The sequence below is a fragment of the Streptomyces candidus genome (assembly GCF_014207445.1).
GTDB classification, from domain to species: Bacteria; Actinomycetota; Actinomycetes; order Streptomycetales; family Streptomycetaceae; genus Streptomyces; species Streptomyces candidus.
This window is the reverse complement of sequence record NZ_JACHEM010000004.1, coordinates 486,359-505,392: the sequence shown is the minus strand read 5'-3', so window position 1 is coordinate 505,392 and position 19,034 is coordinate 486,359. Positions and strand designations below refer to the sequence as shown.

The 19,034-nt window shown below is 71.0% G+C and carries 18 protein-coding genes; 6 read left to right on the top strand and 12 right to left on the bottom strand.

The window, feature by feature from the left end; all coding sequences use genetic code 11:
* Positions 1 to 16: 16 nt before the first annotated feature.
* A complete protein-coding gene (locus HNQ79_RS11045) occupies positions 17 to 325 on the bottom strand; it encodes a DUF8827 family protein (RefSeq protein WP_185029525.1) in 309 nt (102 codons plus the stop codon).
* 652 nt (positions 326 to 977) lie between these two features.
* Between HNQ79_RS11045 and HNQ79_RS11040 the strand changes: the two genes are divergently transcribed.
* Positions 978 to 1,994, top strand: coding sequence for a C40 family peptidase (locus HNQ79_RS11040; protein ID WP_308437339.1), 1,017 nt, complete (start codon positions 978 to 980; stop codon positions 1,992 to 1,994).
* Between the two features lie 386 nt (positions 1,995 to 2,380).
* A complete protein-coding gene (locus HNQ79_RS11035) occupies positions 2,381 to 3,124 on the top strand; it encodes a phosphatase PAP2 family protein (protein ID WP_185029603.1) in 744 nt (247 codons plus the stop codon).
* Positions 3,125 to 3,134: 10 nt separating this feature from the next.
* Here HNQ79_RS11035 and HNQ79_RS11030 read toward each other — a convergent pair whose 3' ends face one another.
* Together HNQ79_RS11030 and HNQ79_RS11025 are read right to left on the bottom strand one after the other, a co-directional pair.
* Positions 3,135 to 4,745, bottom strand: coding sequence for an FAD-binding oxidoreductase (locus tag HNQ79_RS11030; RefSeq protein ID WP_229923510.1), 1,611 nt, complete (start codon positions 4,743 to 4,745; stop codon positions 3,135 to 3,137).
* A gap of 46 nt (positions 4,746 to 4,791) precedes the next feature.
* Positions 4,792 to 4,977 (bottom strand): hypothetical protein, encoded by a 186-nt coding sequence (locus tag HNQ79_RS11025; protein ID WP_185029523.1) that lies wholly within the window; start codon positions 4,975 to 4,977, stop codon positions 4,792 to 4,794.
* 131 nt (positions 4,978 to 5,108) lie between these two features.
* Between HNQ79_RS11025 and HNQ79_RS11020 the strand changes: the two genes are divergently transcribed.
* Together HNQ79_RS11020 and HNQ79_RS11015 are read left to right on the top strand one after the other, a co-directional pair.
* On the top strand, positions 5,109 to 5,924 hold the full coding sequence (locus tag HNQ79_RS11020; protein WP_185029522.1) for an SCO4651 family lipoprotein: 816 nt from the start codon (positions 5,109 to 5,111) through the stop codon (positions 5,922 to 5,924).
* A gap of 171 nt (positions 5,925 to 6,095) precedes the next feature.
* Positions 6,096 to 6,257, top strand: a complete 162-nt coding sequence (locus tag HNQ79_RS11015) for a hypothetical protein (RefSeq protein WP_185029608.1) — start codon at positions 6,096 to 6,098, stop codon at positions 6,255 to 6,257.
* 133 nt (positions 6,258 to 6,390) lie between these two features.
* Here HNQ79_RS11015 and HNQ79_RS11010 read toward each other — a convergent pair whose 3' ends face one another.
* On the bottom strand, positions 6,391 to 6,738 hold the full coding sequence (locus HNQ79_RS11010; RefSeq protein ID WP_185029521.1) for a metal-sensitive transcriptional regulator: 348 nt from the start codon (positions 6,736 to 6,738) through the stop codon (positions 6,391 to 6,393).
* 194 nt (positions 6,739 to 6,932) lie between these two features.
* Between HNQ79_RS11010 and HNQ79_RS11005 the strand changes: the two genes are divergently transcribed.
* Together HNQ79_RS11005 and HNQ79_RS11000 are read left to right on the top strand one after the other, a co-directional pair.
* Positions 6,933 to 7,553 carry a DUF47 domain-containing protein gene (locus HNQ79_RS11005; protein WP_185029520.1) on the top strand — a complete coding sequence of 207 codons (621 nt, stop codon included), beginning with the start codon at positions 6,933 to 6,935 and terminating at the stop codon, positions 7,551 to 7,553.
* Between the two features lie 5 nt (positions 7,554 to 7,558).
* Positions 7,559 to 8,557, top strand: a complete 999-nt coding sequence (locus HNQ79_RS11000) for an inorganic phosphate transporter (RefSeq protein ID WP_185029518.1) — start codon at positions 7,559 to 7,561, stop codon at positions 8,555 to 8,557.
* Between the two features lie 417 nt (positions 8,558 to 8,974).
* On the opposite strand, the gene pstB is transcribed toward HNQ79_RS11000, so the two are convergent.
* The 8 genes from pstB to mshD all read right to left on the bottom strand — a co-directional run bounded on the left by pstB (position 8,975) and on the right by mshD (position 18,991).
* Entirely contained in the window at positions 8,975 to 9,751 is a 777-nt protein-coding gene (pstB, locus tag HNQ79_RS10995; RefSeq protein ID WP_185029516.1) for a phosphate ABC transporter ATP-binding protein PstB, read from the bottom strand.
* 31 nt (positions 9,752 to 9,782) lie between these two features.
* The gene (gene pstA / locus HNQ79_RS10990; RefSeq protein ID WP_185029514.1) at positions 9,783 to 10,859 is read right to left on the bottom strand and encodes a phosphate ABC transporter permease PstA; all 1,077 of its coding nucleotides are present in this window, start codon (positions 10,857 to 10,859) and stop codon (positions 9,783 to 9,785) included.
* Entirely contained in the window at positions 10,856 to 11,851 is a 996-nt protein-coding gene (gene pstC, locus HNQ79_RS10985; RefSeq protein WP_185029512.1) for a phosphate ABC transporter permease subunit PstC, read from the bottom strand. The genes pstA and pstC overlap by 4 nt, the downstream gene beginning before the upstream one ends.
* A gap of 219 nt (positions 11,852 to 12,070) precedes the next feature.
* Entirely contained in the window at positions 12,071 to 13,201 is a 1,131-nt protein-coding gene (gene pstS / locus HNQ79_RS10980; RefSeq protein ID WP_185029510.1) for a phosphate ABC transporter substrate-binding protein PstS, read from the bottom strand.
* Between the two features lie 471 nt (positions 13,202 to 13,672).
* The gene (locus HNQ79_RS10975) at positions 13,673 to 14,116 is read right to left on the bottom strand and encodes an NUDIX hydrolase (protein ID WP_185029508.1); all 444 of its coding nucleotides are present in this window, start codon (positions 14,114 to 14,116) and stop codon (positions 13,673 to 13,675) included.
* Complete coding sequence (locus HNQ79_RS10970; protein ID WP_373312556.1) at positions 14,113 to 15,369, bottom strand: CHAD domain-containing protein; 1,257 nt, start codon at positions 15,367 to 15,369, stop codon at positions 14,113 to 14,115. Before HNQ79_RS10970 ends, HNQ79_RS10975 begins: the two co-directional genes overlap by 4 nt.
* Positions 15,356 to 17,677, bottom strand: coding sequence for an RNA degradosome polyphosphate kinase (locus HNQ79_RS10965; protein WP_373312574.1), 2,322 nt, complete (start codon positions 17,675 to 17,677; stop codon positions 15,356 to 15,358). Before HNQ79_RS10965 ends, HNQ79_RS10970 begins: the two co-directional genes overlap by 14 nt.
* Before the next feature lie 366 nt (positions 17,678 to 18,043).
* Complete coding sequence (gene mshD, locus HNQ79_RS10960) at positions 18,044 to 18,991, bottom strand: mycothiol synthase (RefSeq protein WP_185029506.1); 948 nt, start codon at positions 18,989 to 18,991, stop codon at positions 18,044 to 18,046.
* Between the last annotated feature and the right edge of the window lie 43 nt (positions 18,992 to 19,034).

Below are 19,034 nucleotides of genomic sequence, written 5' to 3'. Positions count from 1 at the left end.
GACGGGGAGGAGGTGGCTAGACGGCCATTCCGTACACGATGGTGAAGAGGGTCCCGAGCGAACCGATGATGAACACGCCCGTGAGCCCCGCGACGATCAGCCCCTTGCCCTGTTCGGCACTGAACGTGTCCCGCAGCGCCGTCGCGCCGATCCTCTGCTTTGCCGCACCCCAGATCGCGATGCCGAGGCAGAGCAGGATGGCCACGGCCATCACGACCTCGATCATGATCTTCGCTTCGGTGCCGAGGTTCCCGAACGGGCCCCAGTTCGGCGCGATTCCGCCGATGATGGTGGTGATGTCGCCCTTTTCGGCTGCCAGGATCATTAAGTCACCGCCCCTGTCGGTTAGTTCGCGCCCCTGCCGGGCGGCAGAGGGCATCGCCCTATCTTCCCTGATGAAACCGCCCCGGTATGTCGACTTGGCGGCTCTCTTTGCTCGGCTTTCGCACGGGAGTCCGGTACCAGTGCTCTGACCTGCGGAAGCGGAGCGGTGGGGACCGGAAAGTATGCGAAAAGCCGTATCGTCACTCTGTGTATCACGGAGGGTGACTTCGAGCAATGACTGGCGTTGTACACCCTTGCTCTGTTGGGTGCGTCCGCAGGCCCGGGGCGGTGGCTGGGACCGTCGGAGCGCCGTCCGGCGCAGCCACTCTGAGTGACCGTCATGCCGGTCGGCTTCGGCGGTGCGCGGGCCGTCCGCCGCCCGCAGGGTCGAGGGGGTGGTCCCGGGTGGCATACGGGCCGGCCAACTAATCCCCCTTTGCGGGCAGTTGACCGCGACGTATAGTCGGCCGCGAAGGGTGTCTAGGTCGGTACGCACATGCGGACTCGGACACCCTTTTTCCGTGCCCGGGCCCCTGTGCGTGCCGGGCCCGCGGCGCCGTGGCACCCGAGTGCCGCACGGGTTTCCGTACACACTTCCAGGGCACGACCCCGAAAGGGCTGTGAACCCGCGCCGGATGGGGGAGGGTTGTGGGGTGCGCAAAGTCTGGGTGGTGGGCGGGATCGGGACCGGGATGTTCCTGGCCTTCGTCGCGCTGCTCGTGGTCGGTACGTTCTCGGCCGCGGCGGGCATCGCGGGGCAGGGCGGCGCCGGAGGGCGGGCCGTCGGCCTGGCGAAGGGTGCCGTGCCCGCGCTCTACCAGCCGCTCGTCCAGAAGTGGGGCAACCTGTGCCCCGCCATCAACCCGGCGCTGCTGGCCGCCCAGCTCTACCAGGAGAGCGGCTTCAACCCCAAGGTCGTGAGTCCCGCCAAGGCGCAGGGCATCGCCCAGTTCATCCCGGGCACCTGGGCCACCCACGGCATCGACGGCGACGGGGACGGCGACCGGGACGTGTGGGACCCGGCCGACGCGATCCCCTCGGCCGCCTCGTACGACTGCGAACTCGCGGGGTACGTGAAGAAGGCCCCCGGCGACCCGACGAACAACATGCTGGCGGCGTACAACGCCGGCGCGTACGCCGTCATCAAGTACGGGGGCGTGCCTCCGTACAAGGAGACGCAGAACTACGTCAGGATCATCCGCTCCCTGGAGCAGAGCTTCGCCGAGCCCGTCGGGCGGGTGGCGCCCTCCCGGCAGGCCGCCGCCGCCATCTACTACGCGCAGAAGAAGCTGGGCACCCCGTACCTCTGGGGCGGCAACGGAACCCCCGAGCAGGGCGGCCGGTTCGACTGCTCGGGGCTCACCCAGGCGGCGTACCGGACCGTGGACATCGAGCTGCCGCGCGTCGCCAACGACCAGTACAACGCCGGGCCGCACCCGTCGCGGGACGAGCTGTTGCCCGGTGACCTCGTCTTCTTCTCGGACGACCTCACCAATTCCCGCATGATCCGGCACGTGGGGATCTACGTGGGAGGCGGATACATGATCAATGCGCCGTTCACCGGAGCCGTCATCCGGTTCGACAAGATCGACACACCTGACTACTTCGGCGCGACCCGAGTGACGGAGGATGGCGCGAAAGCGCTCCCCACCAAGCCTCCGCAGGCCTGAGGAAGCCTGACCGATGCCGTACGGAAGCTGACGGGACGTGGGATGTGGCCGGAACTCTCTGTGACGAGCCCGCCCTGAGCTGGGACGATGGGTCTCTCTTGGGTAACGTCATGGTGATCTTTCGGTAGAGAGTGGAACCCGGGCCGGGCGCGAGGCGTTCCCTGGACGGGGCAGTCGCACCGACCAGGCAGCTGACCCGCACAGACACGGAACCGCACCGACACGGACACAGAGAACTGTCACGGGGGTGAGGGGCCCACGCGCACACCGTCGTGCGTGCGGGCGGGTGATGCGAAGCGACTGCGACACAGCAAGGGCAAGGGGCCGTGCAGATGGCTGGACTGGCTGGACCGGTAATGGCTGGACCGCTGATGACTGGGCCGGTGATGGCCGGGCCGGAAATTGACGGGTCGTCGAACCCCGACGTCAGCCTGCTCTACGACATCAACGGGATCGCCGCCGATGCGCCGGTCTGGGTCGACCGGGTCATGGAGTACGTCGGCGAGTACGGCATCATGCTCGCGCTCGTGCTGGTGGCCGTGTGGTGCTGGTGGCGCGGACGCGGCCGGGGCACCGCAGAGGACTCGGCGGCGTCGGCGGCCGCGATCGTCTGGGCACCCCTCGCCGCGGGCATCGCGCTGCTGATCAACATCCCGATCCGCGGTTTCGTGGAACGCCCGCGCCCCTTCCTCGACCACAAGGGCCTCGAAGTCCTCGTGCAGGGCAAGACGGACTTCTCCTTCGTGAGCGACCACTCCACGGTCGCGATGGCCATCGCGGTCGGGGTGTTCATGGCCGACCGCAAGTGGGGCCTGGTGGGCATCGCCCTCGCCGTGGCGGAGGGCTTCTGCCGCGTGTACATGGGGGTGCACTACCCGACCGACGTGGTCGGCGGGTTCGCACTAGGGACAGCCGTGACACTGCTGCTCGCACCGCTCGCGATGATGGCTCTCGCCCCGGTCGTGGCCGCGTTCTCCCGTTGGGGCGCCACGCGCTCGCTCGTACGGTCGCGGCAGGCGCGGGAGCACGACGCGGAGCGACGGGCCGTCGAGTTGGCGGGTCGGGCGCGCGCGGCGGCGGAGTCGCGGCGGCGGGACGGCGACGGTCGCTTCAACGACCTCGCGGCGTAGCCGGCCTCGTTCACAGTGCCTGGGGAAACTCGAAGAGCCGGGCCGGGTCGTAGCGCGCCTTGAGCGCGGTGAGACGTCCGGCGGCGCTGCCGTAGTAGGCGCGGCGCCAGTCGGGGAGCGTCGCGTCCGGATAGTTCTGGTACGCGGAGCCGCTGGCGTGACGGCGCATCGAGGCGTGGGTGCCGGCCAGCCACTTCTGCTGGGCGGCGCCGGGGGTCTGCGGGCGCCAGGAGGCCGTGTACTGGGCGAGCATCCGCATGTTCCGGTGGACGAAGGCGGTGGCATCGGGGGCCACCCGGTTGACCGCGCCGCCGAGGGCGGTCAGGGCGACCGTCGCCGCGCCGCCGCCCTGGGCGGCGGTGACACGGGTGAAGTTCTCGACGCCGGTGAGGAGCGTACGGATCCCGGCGGGCGAGAGGGAACGGGCGAAGAAGTCCGAACGGGAGTCGTACGTCTCCCGGTTGAGGACGCCCTGCGGGTCGCGCCCCGGGGTGCTGCCCGGCAGCCGGCACTGCGCCTCGGAAAAGTCGGCGCATCCCGCGTACTGGAGCATCCCCTCCAGGTAGCCGCGCGGGCGGAAGCCGGCCGACCGGGGGGCCGAGCCCGCCCTGTCGGCGAGGCGGTCCACGGCGTTCGCCAGGTCGGCGCGGGAGCCCAGCGAGAACAGGGCGACCGAGAAGGTCGGACTGCCGCCCGCCGCCCCGACGGAGGCGTGCGCGGACGACCAGATCTCGTCCGGCTGGTCCGGGCCCCACTCCTGCCACGCGGCGAGGACGGCGGAGGCCTTCGACCAGGGCCAGGAGAGGTACCCGGTGACGGTGTCGGGGGCCGGGTGGGTACGGAAACGGAGTTCGGTGACAACGCCGAACTGGCCGTGGCCTGCGCCGCGCAGCGCCCAGAAGAGGTCGGGGTTCTCCGTCCCGGTGCAGCGGAGGGTCGTGCCGTCGGCGGTGACCAGGGTCGCGGCGGTGAGGCTGTCGCAGGTCAGGCCGTACGCCCGGGACACGACGCCGTGCCCGCCGCCGAGGACGAGGCCGGAGATGCCGACCGTGGGGCACGACCCTGCGGGGATCGTGCGGGCGGCCTTGGTGGCGAGGGCGCGGTAGACGTCGATGAGTTTGGCGCCGGCGCCGATGGTGGCCGAGTGGCCGGGGCCGGTGGTGAGGGTGGCGAGCTTCGAGACGTCGAGGATCAGCCGGTCCGTGCCGCTGGACCAGCCGGTGTACGAGTGGCCGCCGTTGCGGATCGAGACGGGGGTACGGGTGGCGCGGGCGTACGCGAGGGCTTCGCGGACGTCGGCCTCGTGGGCGACGTAGGCGACGGCGGCGGGGCGGTGGGCGTCGAAGCGGGGGTTGTAGAGCTGGCGGGCCGTGGGATAGGCGGGGTCCTGCGGCCGGATCAGGGGGCCTTCGAGGGAACGGGCGAGGGCGGACAGGTCGCGGGCACGGGGGCTGGGGGCGGGGGACGGAGTGACGGCGTTGCCGCGGGCGGTGCGCGGTGCCGCGGAGCTTCCGCCGGGCGGGGTGGGCGGCCCGGCGCCCTGACAGGCGGTGGCGAGGGTGGCCAGGGTCGCGGCGCCGGCGGTGCTGAGGAGAGTGCGGCGGGGCAGCGGGGAGAGCATGGCGGCTCCTGGGGGGAGGGGTGTGCGGTCCCGGCGTCCGAGGGGCTCACGGGCGGTGGTCGGGGGTGGTGGGTGGGTGGGTCGACGCATCGGTCCGGGCCTTGTCGCGGCTGCGCCGTGAGGGTCCGCGCCAGCCGCACGTGCAGTGGGCGTAGCAGAAGGAGCCGCGTTCTGTGGTGGTGGTGCGGTGGGACTCGGGGCCGGCCGGGGCCGACGGGTGGTTCGGAGGCACGGGGCCAAGGTACTGCGGAGCGCCGGGAGTTGCGGGGCGCGGGCTTCGGGGGCGTGACGAAGCGGCGTACGGGCTCGTTATGCGGGGCGAGCAGGAGACTCGTACTCCCGAGGCAGGCGAGGCAGGGCGGGATGGACAGCAGGGTGAGAGGCGGGGCGGTCGCGCTCACGGCCGTGGTGGGGTTGGCGGGGACGGCCTCGGGGTGCACCGGTGCGCAGGGGGCTGCCGCGGAGGACCGGGCCGGTGGGGATCCGGCAGAGGTCGTGCGGCGCGCGGCGGACGTGGTGGTGCGGTCCGGGACGGCCGGGAACGTGAGGACCGGCATGGAGATGGCGGCCGGTGGGACCCGGGTGACCATCCGGGGCGAGGGCACGTACGACTTCCGCGGGCGGACCGGGCAGTTGGTGCTGCTGCTGCCGACGGGGCCCGCGGGGAAGCAGGAACACCGGCCGATGGTGGAGGTGTTCGCACCGGGCTCGCTCTACATGAAGAACCGCGGCGCGGGTGTGCCCGCCGACAAGTGGGTGCGGATCGAGACGGCGGAGCTGGCCGACGGGAACCTGGTGACGGGCGGGGCCACGGATCCCGGTGCGGCCGTGGAGCTGCTGCGGGGCGCCCGGGACGTGTCGTACGTGGGGGAGGACGGCGGCGGGCTGAGGCACTTCCGGGGGACCGTCGAACTGGGCGGCGCCGCCCGGAGGGCTCCGGCACAGCTGCGCGGGGCGCTCGGGGCGGCGGCCAGGGGGTTCTCCAGCAAGACGGTGCCGTTCGACGCGTACCTCGACGACCTGGGCCGGGTGCGGAAGGTGCGGCACCAGTTCAGCTTCGTGAACGGGGGGAAGGACGTGGCGGTGGCGTCGACGACGTCGCTGGAGGCGTTCGGCAAGCCGGTGCGGGTCGTCCTGCCGCCCGCGAAGGACATCTACGCGGGCAAGATCCGGCAGTAGGGGCAGGGGCGCGTCGGAGCGGGCCCCTGCCCGGTGGCCCCGGCGTGCTCCGGCGCATGGCGAGCGCGGGTGGGGGCGAAATGGTCCGTCCGTGCCATGCGCGGTGTGTGTCCTTCTCCCTACGCTAGGAAGTCGGCCCGCGGCAGACGGAGTCGGGAAGAGGTGATGCAGGTGGTTGTGATGCGTGGTGCGGCCGTCCAGGACCGCGTTGCCCTCGCCGAGATCGAACTGTGCGGTGAGTTGATGATCGCTGCGTCGTCGGCGGACGGGGAGCGGCTCAGTTCGGATCGGATCGACGAGGTGTTGCTGGGGGCGGCGAAGGACTTCGAATAGGCGGGGGCATGCGGGTGGGGAAGTGACGCGGGGGGTGATCAGGTGCGGGTGCGGATGCGTGGGCGCTGGACGCCTCCCGCGCCTCCGAGGGGGTTGGCTGCGCCCCACGGGTCCGCGCCTCTGAAGGCGGGGCTCAGGTGCGGAGGAGTCTGGCGATGGCCTTGGTGGCCTCTTCGACCTTCTCGTCGATCTCCGCGCCGCCCTTGACCGCCGCGTCCGCGACGCAGTGCCGCAGGTGTTCCTCCAGGAGCTGGAGCGCGAAGGACTGGAGCGCCTTCGTGGACGCCGAGACCTGGGTGAGTATGTCGATGCAGTAGACGTCCTCGTCGACGAGCCGCTGGAGGCCGCGGATCTGGCCCTCGATGCGACGCAGGCGCTTGAGGTGTTCGTCCTTCTGCTTGTGGTAGCCGTGGGTGACGGCCGGGGCCGGGGAGGGCGCGTCCGTCGTGGTCACGTCGGCCGCCTCTTCGGTGGTCGTCATCGCGTCCTCCTGTTGGGGTGAGAAAGGGGGTCATACCCCTCGTGGGTATATTCTACGGCGCTTTTGCGCACCTTGCGGGGGTCCCTGCCCGCCACTGTGCCCGATGGGCGACACTGAACAACGCCGGTTAGCCGTGGCCGGATGATGCGCCTAGCATCAGCCTGACCGAATCCAATGCACCCCGAGGACCCCACGTGCGCTTTCGTCTGACCCCCCGGGAGACGAGCTTCTACGACATGTTCTCCGCATCCGCGGACAACATTGTCACGGGCTCCAAGCTCCTCATGGAACTGCTGGGAGCGGACTCGTCCGCCCGGGCCGAGATCGCGGAGCGGATGCGGGCAGCGGAGCACGCGGGCGACGACGCCACTCACGCGATCTTCCACCAGCTCAACTCCTCCTTCATTACGCCGTTCGACCGCGAGGACATCTACAACCTCGCGTCGTCGCTCGACGACATCATGGACTTCATGGAGGAGGCAGTCGACCTGGTCGTCCTGTACCAGGTGGAAGAGCTGCCGAAGGGTGTCGAGCAGCAGATCGAGGTACTGGCGCGGGCGGCCGAGCTGACCGCCGCGGCCATGCCCGGTCTGCGGACGATGTCCAACCTCACCGAGTACTGGATCGAGGTCAACCGGCTGGAGAACCAGGCCGACCAGATCCACCGCAAGCTGCTCGCCCAGCTCTTCAACGGCAAGTACGACGCCATGGAGGTCCTGAAGCTCAAGCAGATCGTGGACGTGCTGGAAGAGGCTGCCGACGCTTTTGAGCACGTGGCGAACACGGTGGAGACCATCGCCGTCAAGGAGTCCTGAGCTTCGTGGACACCTTTGCGCTGATCGTGACCATTGCTGTCGCGCTCGGTTTTACGTACACCAACGGCTTCCACGACTCCGCGAACGCCATCGCGACGTCGGTCTCCACGCGCGCGCTCACCCCGCGGGCGGCGCTGGCGATGGCCGCGGTCATGAACCTCGCGGGCGCCTTCCTCGGGCAGGGCGTCGCGAAGACCGTGAGCGAGGGGCTCATCGAGACCCCGCACGGGCAGAAGGGCATGGCCATCCTGTTCGCCGCGCTCGTCGGCGCGGTGGTCTGGAACATGGTGACCTGGTACTACGGGCTGCCGTCCTCGTCGTCCCACGCGTTGTTCGGCGGCATGGTGGGCGCCGCGCTGGCGGGCGGCACCGAGGTGATCTGGGGCGGCGTACTGTCCAAGGTCATCATCCCGATGTTCCTGTCGCCGTTCGTGGGTCTGATCATCGGCTATCTGGTGATGGTCGCGATCATGTGGATGTTCCGGAAGTCGAACCCGCACAAGGCCAAGCGGGGCTTCCGTATCGCCCAGACGGTCTCGGCCGCCGGCATGGCGCTCGGGCACGGGCTCCAGGACGCGCAGAAGACCATGGGCATCGTCGTGATGGCGCTCGTGATCGCCGATGTGGAGGGGCAGAACGACGCCATTCCGATCTGGGTCAAGATCGCTTGTGCGGTGACGCTGTCGCTGGGCACCTACGCCGGTGGCTGGCGGATCATGCGGACGCTCGGGCGCCGGATCATCGAGCTGGACCCGCCGCAGGGGTTCGCGGCCGAGACGACGGCGGCGTCCGTCATGTACACCGCTTCGTTCATGTTCCACGCGCCGATCTCGACGACGCACGTGATCACCTCGGCGATCATGGGCGTCGGGTCGACGAAGGGGTCGCGGGCGGTCCGCTGGGGCGTCGCGAAGAACATCGTGATGGGCTGGTTCATCACGATGCCGGCGGCGGCGGCGGTGGCGGCGGTCAGTTTGTGGGCCGTGCAGTTGGTGTTCGGGTAAGGGTTTCATTTCCTGAGCGGAAGGGCTCGTCCTGGGGGGACCTGGGGCGGGTCCTTTTTGCGTGGGGTGCGTACGGGGCTGGTGTGGAGGGCGTGCGAGGGGGTGCGCGTACGGGGTGTGTGGGCGTACGTGGGGTGGCGGGGCGTAGGGGCGAGCGGTGCGCCGTCCGGCGGGGCCGCCCCCTTGCCCGCCCGTTCCGCCCCCGGGGGCGGCCCCGCCGCCCAAGGGGGCTACGGGGGGTGGGGGCGGCGGCACGGGAGGGGCGCATGTCGGGCGGGGAAGGGCTTCGCCCCGCCGGGGGGTTGCGCCCGGCGGGGCGAAGTGGTCTCGCGGTGGCACCGCCATGCAGCACCGCGAGGGTTCGGGGCGGGCCCCGGTCGGGGCCCGGAGGGGGCGCGAGGGGCGCCCGGGGAGGGCCTAGCCGAAGCGGCCGGAGATGTAGTCCTCGGTGGCCTGGACGGACGGGTTGGCGAAGATCCGCTCGGTCTCGTCGATCTCGATGAGCTTGCCGGGCTGACCGACCGCCGCCAGGTTGAAGAAGGCGGTGCGGTCCGAGACGCGGGCGGCCTGCTGCATGTTGTGCGTCACGATGACGATCGTGAAGCGCTCCTTGAGCTCACCGATCAGGTCCTCGATGGCGAGGGTGGAGATCGGGTCGAGGGCCGAGCACGGCTCGTCCATGAGGAGTACCTGCGGCTCGACCGCGATGGCGCGGGCGATGCACAGACGCTGCTGCTGGCCGCCGGAGAGGCCGGAGCCCGGCTTGTTGAGGCGGTCCTTGACCTCGTTCCAGAGGTTGGCGCCGCGCAGGGACTTCTCCACGACGTCGGAGAGTTCGTTCTTCTTGTACGAGCCGTTGAGGCGCAGGCCCGCCGCCACGTTGTCGTAGATCGACATCGTGGGGAAGGGGTTCGGACGCTGGAAGACCATGCCGACGGTGCGGCGTACGGACACCGGGTCGACGTGCGAGTCGTACAGGTTCTCGTCGTCCAGCAGGACCTTGCCCTCGACGCGGCCGCCGGGGGTGACCTCGTGCATCCGGTTCAGGGTGCGCAGGAAGGTCGACTTTCCGCAGCCGGACGGGCCGATGAAGGCCGTGACGGAGCGGGGCTCGACGGTCATCGAGATGTCGTCGATCGCCTTGTGGGTGCCGTAGAAGGCCGAGAGGCCGGATACGTCGATTCGCTTTGCCATGATGACGGTCACTTCGCTTTCGATGGCCGCGTCAGCGACCGGTCTTGGGGGCCTTCCAGCGGGCGATGCCGCGCGCCACCAGGTTGAGGATCATGACGAAGGCGATCAGGACCAGGGCTGCCGCCCAGGCACGGTCGTAACTCGCCTCGCTGCCCACCCGGTACTGCTCCCAAATGTAGAAGGGGAGCGAGGACTGGGCGCCGTCGAAGGGGTTCGTGTTGATCAGCTGACTGCCGAAGACGAGGAGCATGATCGGGGCGGTCTCGCCGGCGATGCGGGCGATGGCCAGCATGACGCCGGTGGTGATGCCGCCGACGGCGGTCGGCAGGACCACCTTGAGGATCGTGCGCCACTTCGGCACGCCGAGGGCGAGGGAGGCCTCGCGCAGCTCGTTGGGGACCAGCTTCAGCATTTCCTCGGTGGAGCGGACGACCACCGGGACCATCAGGATCGCGAGCGCGAGGGCGCCCATGAAGCCGGAGGGCTGGAGGTTGAACATCAGCATGATCGACAGGAGGAAGAGACCGGCGACGATCGACGGGATGCCGGTCATCACGTCCACGAAGAAGGTGACGGCCTTGGCGAGCGTGCCCTTGCCGTACTCGACCAGGTAGACGGCCGTCAGCAGGCCGACCGGGGCGGCGATCAGGGTCGCGAGGCCGACCTGTTCCAGGGTGCCGATCAGCGCGTGGTAGACACCGCCGCCGACCTCGAAGCCGGGCACACCGGCCATCGAGTGGGTGAGGAAGTAGCCGTCGAGGACCTTCAGGCCGCGGCTGACCGTGACCCACAGGAGGGACGCCAGTGGAATGATCGCGAGCAGGAAGCAGACCCAGACGAAGCTGGTGGCGACGCGGTCCTTGGCCTGGCGGGTGCCCTCGACGGCCGAGCTGGCGATGAACGTCAGCACGACGAAGAGGATCGCGGCGATCAGGCCCCACTGGACCTTGCTCTGCCAGTCGGCGGCCAGGCCCACGCCGACCGCCAGGGCGAGCGAGAGGGCGCCGAAACCGATCGGCGACCAGCGCGGCAGACGCTTGCCGGCGAGACTGGGGGCGACGGGTGCGGGGGTGGGGGCGGTGTCCTTGGTCATCGTTGCCTGGCTCATGCGTTGGCCCCCGAGTACTCCTTGCGGCGGGCGATGATCAGGCGCGCCGCACCGTTGACGAGGAGAGTGAGGACGAAGAGGACGAGACCCGAGGCGATGAGCGCGTCGCGCCCGAACTCGTTGGCCTCGTCGAACTTCGCCGCGATGTTCTGTGCGAAGGTTCCGCCGCCCGCGTCGAGCAGGTGGCCGGAGAACAGGAAGCTGGGGGAGAGGACGGTGGCGACGGCCATCGTCTCGCCGAGGGCGCGGCCCAGGCCCAGCATCGACGCGCTGATCACGCCGGAGCGGCCGAACGGCAGCACCGAGAGGCGGATGACCTCCCAGCGGGTGGCGCCCAGGGCGAGCGCCGCCTCCTCGTTCATCTTCGGGACCTGGAGGAAGACCTCGCGGCTCACGCTGGTCACGATCGGCAGGATCATGATCGCGAGCAGGATGCCGACGGTGAAGAGGTTGCGGGCCGGGCCGATCTCCGTCTTGTCGAAGATCAGCGTCCAGCCGAGGTAGCTGTCCAGCCAGGAGTTCAGGCCACCGAGGTACGGGACGAGGAACAGGGCGCCCCAGATGCCGTAGATGATCGACGGCACCGCGGCGAGGAGGTCCACGACGTACGCGAGGGGCGAGGCGAGCCTGCGCGGTGCGTAGTGCGAGATGAACAGCGCGATGCCGACAGCCACCGGGACCGCGATGACCATCGCGATGACCGAGCTGACGACGGTGCCGTAGAGGAGTACGGCGATGCCGAAGACCGGCGGGTTTCCGGCGGGGTCCCAGTCGAACGTGGTGAAGAAGTTGCCCTCGTTGCCCGAGATGGCGATCGCCGCGCGGAACGTCAGGAAGGCGGCGATGGACGCCATCACGACGAGCAGCAGGATGCCGGAGCCGCGGGACAGACCGCGGAAGATCTTGTCACCCGGGCGGGTGGGGGTCGCCTTCGCGGGAGGCGGCGGCGGGGGGCTCGGTGGGGAGTCCGGGGGGATCACGGTTGTGGTCATGGCGGTTCTTTCCGGTCTGGGAGGGAGGGGCGCTCTGCGAGCGGCTCCCGGGCGGCGGTGCACCGGATGGGTGGGACGTGCGGCGGGGGTCTACGTGAGTGGGCGGGGCGTTCTGGAGGGGCGGGGGCGTCCGGTGGAGGGCCGCCCCCTCGCCCGCCCGTTCCGCCCCCGGGGGCTACGGGGAGCTACCGGGGGCGGGGGGAAGGCTGAGGGTGTCGGCTACTTCAGGCCGGCGATGATCTCGCGGACCTTGGAGTTGATCTCGGTCGGGATCGGCGCGTAGCCGTGCTGGGAGAGGATCTTCTGGCCGTCGTCGGAGGCGGCGTACCCCAGGAAGGACTTCACGTTGGCCAGCGAGTCGGGGTTGTTGCCCGAGTCGCAGACGATCTCGTACGTGACCAGGACCATCGGGTACGCGCCCTCGGCCTTCGTCGCGTAGTCCAGGCTCAGCGCCAGGTCCTTGCCGGTGCCCTTGATCTTGGCGGCGGCGATGGCCTTGGACGCGTTCTCCGAGGTGGCGGCGACCGGGGCCGCGGCACCCGTGTTGATCTTCACCGTGGGGATGGACTGCGAGGTGGCGTAGCTGAGCTCGAAGTAGCCGATCGAGCCCTCGACCTGCTTCACCTGGGCGGCGACGCCGGAGGAGCCGGTCGCGCCCTGGCCGCCGGGGGCGGGCCACTTCTTCTCGGCCTCGTACTTCCAGTCCGCGGCGGCGGCCTTGCCGAGGTACTTGCCGAAGTTCTGCGTGGTGCCCGAGTCGCCCGAGCGGTGGACCGACTGGATCGCCGAGTCCGGGAGCTTGGCGCCCGGGTTCAGCTTGACGATCGCCGGGTCGTTCCACTTCTTGATCTGGTTGTTGAAGATCTTGGCGATGGCGGGGGCGTCCAGGACGAGGTTGTCGACGCCCGGCAGGTTGTAACCGATCGCGATCGGGCCGCCCACCATCGGCAGGTTGATGCCCTGGCCGGTCTTGCAGACCTTCTTCGACTCCTCGACCTCGTTGGGCTTGAGGGCCGAGTCGGAGCCGGCGAAGCCGACGGTGCCCTGGGTGAAGGAGGTGATGCCTTCGCCGGAGGAGGAGGACTTGTAGTTGATCTCCACGCCCGAGCAGGCGGCCATGTAGTTCTTGACCCAGAGGTCCATGGCGTTCTTCTGCGCGGAGGAACCGGCGGCGAGGAGCTTGCCCTTGGCGCCCTCGCACTTGACGTTCTTGGCGGCTGCGGCCGAGTTGCCGGTGCCCGTGCCGCCGCTGTTGTTGTCCGAGCCGCACGCCGTGAGGAGCAGGGCGCCGGAGACGGCGAGGGCGCCGACTGCGGAGGCGCGGAGCCGGTTCTTGCGCTGGAGCTTCATCACTTTCTGGTTCCTTCCGGGGGCCGCCGGCCCCGTGGGCGGACGGCGTGCGTGGAGTGGGTCGTACGAGTAAGGGGTGGTTTCCGGCCGGTGGCCGGTCGCCTTGTAAGTACGAAATTAGGCAGAACAGGTGAAGCGGCCTACGGGGGCGAGTGAACGTGAGGTGAACCGTGGCGGGCGGCGAGGTGCGGCTCGGAGCGGGACGGGGGCGGTGGGCAGGGGCGCGGCGCGAGGGCGCGGTGCGCGAGGGGTGGGCACTGGGACGGAGGGGTCTGCACGAGGGCAGGGTTGCACGAGGGCCCGAGGTCCGCGCGTAGGCCGTGCGGAGGCGGGGCCGCGCGTGGGCCGGGCGGGACGGGGACCGGGCCGCGCGGGGTCGCGGTGGTGCGCGGACAGGTTTGGACGCGGGCGGGGCGGACGCGGCGGCACGGCCGGACCCCGGGATGCCGCACGGAATCCCGGGGCGCGCCCTTACGCGTCGGGTCGGCCGGAAAAGGGCTGGACCACCCTCAGCAGATCGGCCACCAGTTCTCCGTCGCGGTACTGGGTGAGGCGGTTGCGGGCGGCGGCCGGGGGGAGCCACAGCAGCCGGTCGACCTCGTGGTTGGGGGTGAAGGCGCCCGTGGTGGCTTCCGCGGACCAGTAACGGACCAGCTTCGGACGGCCGCCCGCCACGTAACGGACCGCGGGGAGCGGTGGGCCCGGCAGGCAGTGGAAGCCGGTCTCCTCCAGGACCTCGCGGAGCGCGCCCGCCAGGGGGTCTTCGCCCCGCTTGAGCTTGCCCTTGGGAAACGACCAGTCGTCGTAACGCGGCCGGTGGACGAGACAGAGTTCGAGCCCCTCGTCGTCCGGGCCGTGCCGCCACAGGACGCAGCCCGCCGCGAGCACGGTTCCGGTGCGGTCGGTGCGGCTCATCCCCGGCCCGTCCCCACTCCCACCCCCGTCTGCCGCCACTGCCGCTGAAAGGCGAAACGTGCCGCCTCGACCTCGTGGCGCTGTTCGGAGTGCAGGATGCCGAGCGCGTAGGCCGTGGCGGGCGCGATGCGGGCGGTGCGGGCCGCGGAGGCGGCAGCGGCTGCTGCTTCCGCCGCGTCGCGGTGCTGGTCCAGGATGCGGCTCGCCTCCTCCAGCGTGGTGGTGTCGCGGCCGATGACCTCCTGGGCGTACCGGTGCAGGCGCAGCAGGAGCCGTACGTGGTGCCAGGGGGAATCCTGGCCCTCGTGCACCGCTTCGGAGTTGTACGGGCGGGCCGCCCGTCCGAGCGGAAGCGCGGTCACCGCTTCCGCGAGCCGGTGCGCGGCGTGGTCGGCGCAGGGGTACGGGTCGCCCGGCGTCACCGGGGCCTCCGAGGCGAGCACCGCCACGGCGTCCGCGACCGCGTGGAACCGGGAGGACCCGAGGGCCTGGAGGGCGGCCGAGTGGGCGCGGGTCCGGGCGAGTGTGAGCTGCCGCTCCAGGAGTGCCCCGGCGCGGGCGATGCCGAGGGCGGTCTCGCGGGACGGGGGCCGGGGGGCGGGGGAGCCGGTGGGCGTTCCGGCGGGGGCCGCAGCGGCGGGAGCGGCGGGGGTCGTCCTGCCGGAAGCCGTTCCAGCGGGCGGGGTCCCGCCGGAGGCCGCAACGGAGGGCGGGGTTCGCCCGGGGGCCCCTCCGGCGGCGCCCCTCCGGCCGGGGGCCACCCCGCCCGGCAGCGAGCCACCGGAGGCGGTCCCGCCCGAGGCCGCCGGCGCCGTGCCGTTGCCCGGGGACACGTCCCGTGGCTCCCGGGCCTGCGCCGTCCTGTGCGGGCGGGCCGTGGGGAGCGGGGCCGGGGCGTTGAGGCGTTGCAGTGCGTCCAGCAGCCGGGAGAGCTGGTCGGCATGGGCGTGTTCGCGGGCCAGCGTCCCGGAGAGCCAGGCGAGTTCGGCGCGCAGAGGGTCCGCCCAGGAGCGGTCGGTGAGGGGGCGGAAGGTGTGCAGGGCGCCTCCGATGCGGCGGGCCGCGCGGCGGATGTCGAGTGCGGAGCGGGCGGATCCGTCCGGGTCGGTCGCCTCGGTGCACTCCCCGTGGCGGCGCAGGGCGCGCAGGAACTCCGCTGCCTGCGCGTGCAGATAAGGGGCGAGGAGGTCGCCTTGGGGGCGGTCGAGCGGGTGGTGGGCTATCCCGCTGGGGGTGGTCTCACGGTGTGGCACGTCGGCGCCTCCGGGCGTCGATCAGCATTTCCTGTACGTGGCGCAAGGGGTGTCCGTCCGCGTCGGCGGAGTGGCGGGTCCAGTTGCCGTCCGGGCCGAGGTGCCAGGACGCGGTGTTGTCCGACATGCCGGTTTCGAGGAGTCGGCTGAGGGCCGCCCGGTGCGCCGGGTCGGTCACCCGTACCAGCGCCTCTATACGGCGGTCGAGGTTGCGGTGCATCATGTCGGCGCTGCCGAACCAGACTTCGGGTTCGCCGCCGTTGCCGAAGGCGAAGAGCCGAGAGTGTTCGAGGAAGCGGCCGAGGATCGAGCGGACCCGGATGTTCTCGGAGAGGCCGGCGACTCCGGGGCGGACCGCGCAGATGCCCCGTACCCACACGTCGACCGGCACGCCTGCCATCGACGCGCGGTACAGCGCGTCGATGATCGCTTCGTCGACCATCGAGTTGACCTTGATGCGGACGTACGCGGGGCGGCCGGCCTGGTGGTGCACGACCTCCTTGTTGATGCGGGAGATCAGGCCGTCGCGAAGGGACTTGGGGGCGACGAGCAGGCGGCGGTAGGTCTCGCGGCGGGAGTAGCCGGACAGCCGGTTGAAGAGGTCCGAGAGGTCGGCGCCGACCTGGGGGTCGGTGGTGAGCAGGCCGAGATCCTCGTACAGGCGGGCCGTCTTGGGGTGGTAGTTGCCGGTGCCGACGTGGCTGTAGCGGCGGAGGGTGTCGCCCTCCTGCCGTACGACCAGCGACAGCTTGCAGTGGGTCTTCAGGCCGACCAGGCCGTACACGACGTGGCAGCCCGCCTCCTCCAGCTTGCGCGCCCACTTGATGTTGGCCTGTTCGTCGAAGCGGGCCTTGATCTCGACCAGGACGAGGACCTGCTTGCCGGACTCGGCGGCGTCGATCAGCGCGTCCACTATGGGGGAGTCGCCCGAGGTCCGGTACAGGGTCTGCTTGATGGCCAGTACGTCCGGGTCGGCCGCCGCCTGCTCCAGGAAGAGCTGTACGGAGGTCGAGAACGAGTCGTACGGGTGGTGCAGGAGGACGTCGCGCTCGCGCAGCGCGCCGAAGATGTCGGGCGCGGAAGCGGACTCGACCTCGGCGAGGTCGCGGTGGGTCCCGGCGATGAAGCGCGGGTACTTCAACTCGGGGCGGTCGAGACCGGCGATACCGAAGAGGCCCGTGAGGTCGAGCGGGCCGGGCAGCGGGTAGACCTCCGCGTCGGAGACCTTCAACTCCCGTACCAGCAGGTCCAGTACGTACGGGTCGATGGATTCCTCGACCTCCAGGCGCACCGGCGGCCCGAAGCGGCGGCGCATCAGCTCCTTCTCCAGGGCCTTGAGGAGGTTCTCGGCGTCGTCCTCCTCCACTTCGAGGTCCTCGTTGCGGGTGACGCGGAACATGTGGTGGGCCAGCACCTCCATCCCCGGGAACAGCTCCTCCAGGTGCGCGGCGATGACGTCCTCGAGCGGGACGTAGCGCTGCGGCGAGGCCTCCAGGAAGCGGTGGAGGAGCGGCGGGACCTTCACCCGGGCGAAGTGCCGGTGGCCGCTGACCGGATTGCGTACGACCACGGCCAGGTTCAGGGACAGGCCGGAGATGTACGGGAAGGGGTGCGCGGGGTCGACGGCCAGCGGGGTCAGGACGGGGAAGATCTGCTGGCGGAACAGGGTGAAGAGGCGGGCCTGCTCCTTCTCGGTCAGGTCCGGCCAGCGGATCAGGTGGATGCTCTCGTCGGCGAGCGCGGGCGCGATGTCCTGCTGGAAGCAGGCGGCGTGCCGGGCCATGAGCTCGCGGGACCGGGTCCAGATCTGGTCCAGCACCTCGCGGGGCTGGAGACCGGAGGCGGAACGCGTGGCCACCCCGGTGGCGATGCGGCGCTTGAGCCCGGCGACGCGGACCATGAAGAACTCGTCCAGGTTGCTGGCGAAAATCGCCAGGAAATTAGCCCGTTCGAGGAGGGGGGTGGACGGGTCCTCGGCCAGTTCCAGGACCCGCTCGTTGAACGCGAGCCAGCTGCGTTCGCGGTCCAGGAAGCGGCCCTGGGGCAGCGGCGGGGCGGTGCCGTCGCCGTACTCCGCCTCCTCGTACATGTCGGCGTCCGCGTCGAGATCCGGGCTCAGCGCCCGCAGCCCGGCGGGGGTGGTGCCGGTGTCCCGGGTGTGCGGCCGGTGGGCGGCGATCGAGCCGACGGACGGCTGCGGTTTCGAGGACGACGGCGGTGGCTGCGGCGACGGCTGCGCGTGCTGGACGGGGACCTCGGCGTCGATATCGGCACCATTACTGCGCGACGGCTGCGGCTGCTGGCTCATCCCCCCATTCTTCCGCGCGAGACCCTCGGCGGGCGCGCCGAAATAGAGGGCGTCGGGCGAGGACGGGATGGGGGGTCGCATTCAGTGAGGATCGCAAGCGTGTCTGAATCGTGGGTTACGGAGACATGTCATGTGGGGGTGCGGGGACCGGCGCGGTGCGATCCGGGGGCGGCGCGGTGCGATCCGGGGCCGGCGCGGTGCGATCCGGGGCCCGCGCGGGCCGATCCGGGGCCGGCGCGGGCCGCGCGGGGACGGCAGCGGGCCGGGGAGGCGGTGCGCCGGGCCCCAGCACACTAGCCGTGGAGTCTGCGCAGGGCCCCGAACGCCAGCCATCCGGCCAGGGCGGCAAAGGCCGGCTACCGGGCGTTACGACTCGGTTCGGTACATCAGGTCCGTTTCGTACGTGGTGAACCCGAGCCGCTCGTACACGGTGACCGCCGCGACGTTGTCCGCGTCCACGTACAGCGAGGCCGTCGGCAGTCCCTCCGCCGCGAGGTGCCGCAGCCCGGTCGCGGTCAGCGCCTTGCCCAGTCCGCCGCCCTGGGCGTCCGGCGCGATCCCGACCACGTACACCTCGCCGAGCTGCTCCTCGCGGTGCACCTTGGTCCAGTGGAATCCGACGATCCGCCCGTCCTTCTCGGACTCCGCGAGGAAGAAGCCCTTCGGGTCGAACCACTCCTCGCCCATCCGGTCGTCCAGGTCCCGCTGCGTCAGCGACCCCTGCTCGGGGTGGTGGGCGAACGCGGCGGCGTTCACCGCCAGCCACGCGGCGTCGTCCTGGCCGGGCACGAAGGTGCGGACCGTGACGCCCGCCGGGTACGTCGGCTCGGGGATGTCCAGCGGGCTCAACGGCCGTCGCAGTTGCCTCAGTTCGCGGAACATCTTCAGGGCCAGCACCTGCGCGAGGTGCCGCGCGGCCGGCTTCCCGCCGTGCGCCCAGACCCGCAGGCGCCGCCCGGACGCGGCGAGGAGGGCCTCCCCGAGCGCCCGCCCGTGCCCCTTGCTCCGCTGCTCGGGGTGGACGACGAGTTCGGCGGCCGGGGCTTCGACGGGGTCCGTGTCTTCGAGCTGGGCGTACCCGAGGAGGGCGCCCGAGCCGGGGTCGCTGTCCGGGGCGGTGAGCAGGAAGTGCCGTACACCCTCCCGCCGGCCGCCGCGCAACTGGAGCCGCCCCTGCTCGGAGACCGCCTGCACACCGTCGGAGCGGGCCGCGTCGGCGAGGAGGGCGAGCACTCGCGCGGCCTGCTCCTCGGTGAGGGCGTCGAGAGTCGCGAGGCGGCGGGTGGGAGTGGGGAGGGATGCGTCGCTGGTCATGGAGTCGAGGGTACGGCGGAGGGGCGGACGGAGGCGTGGTTCG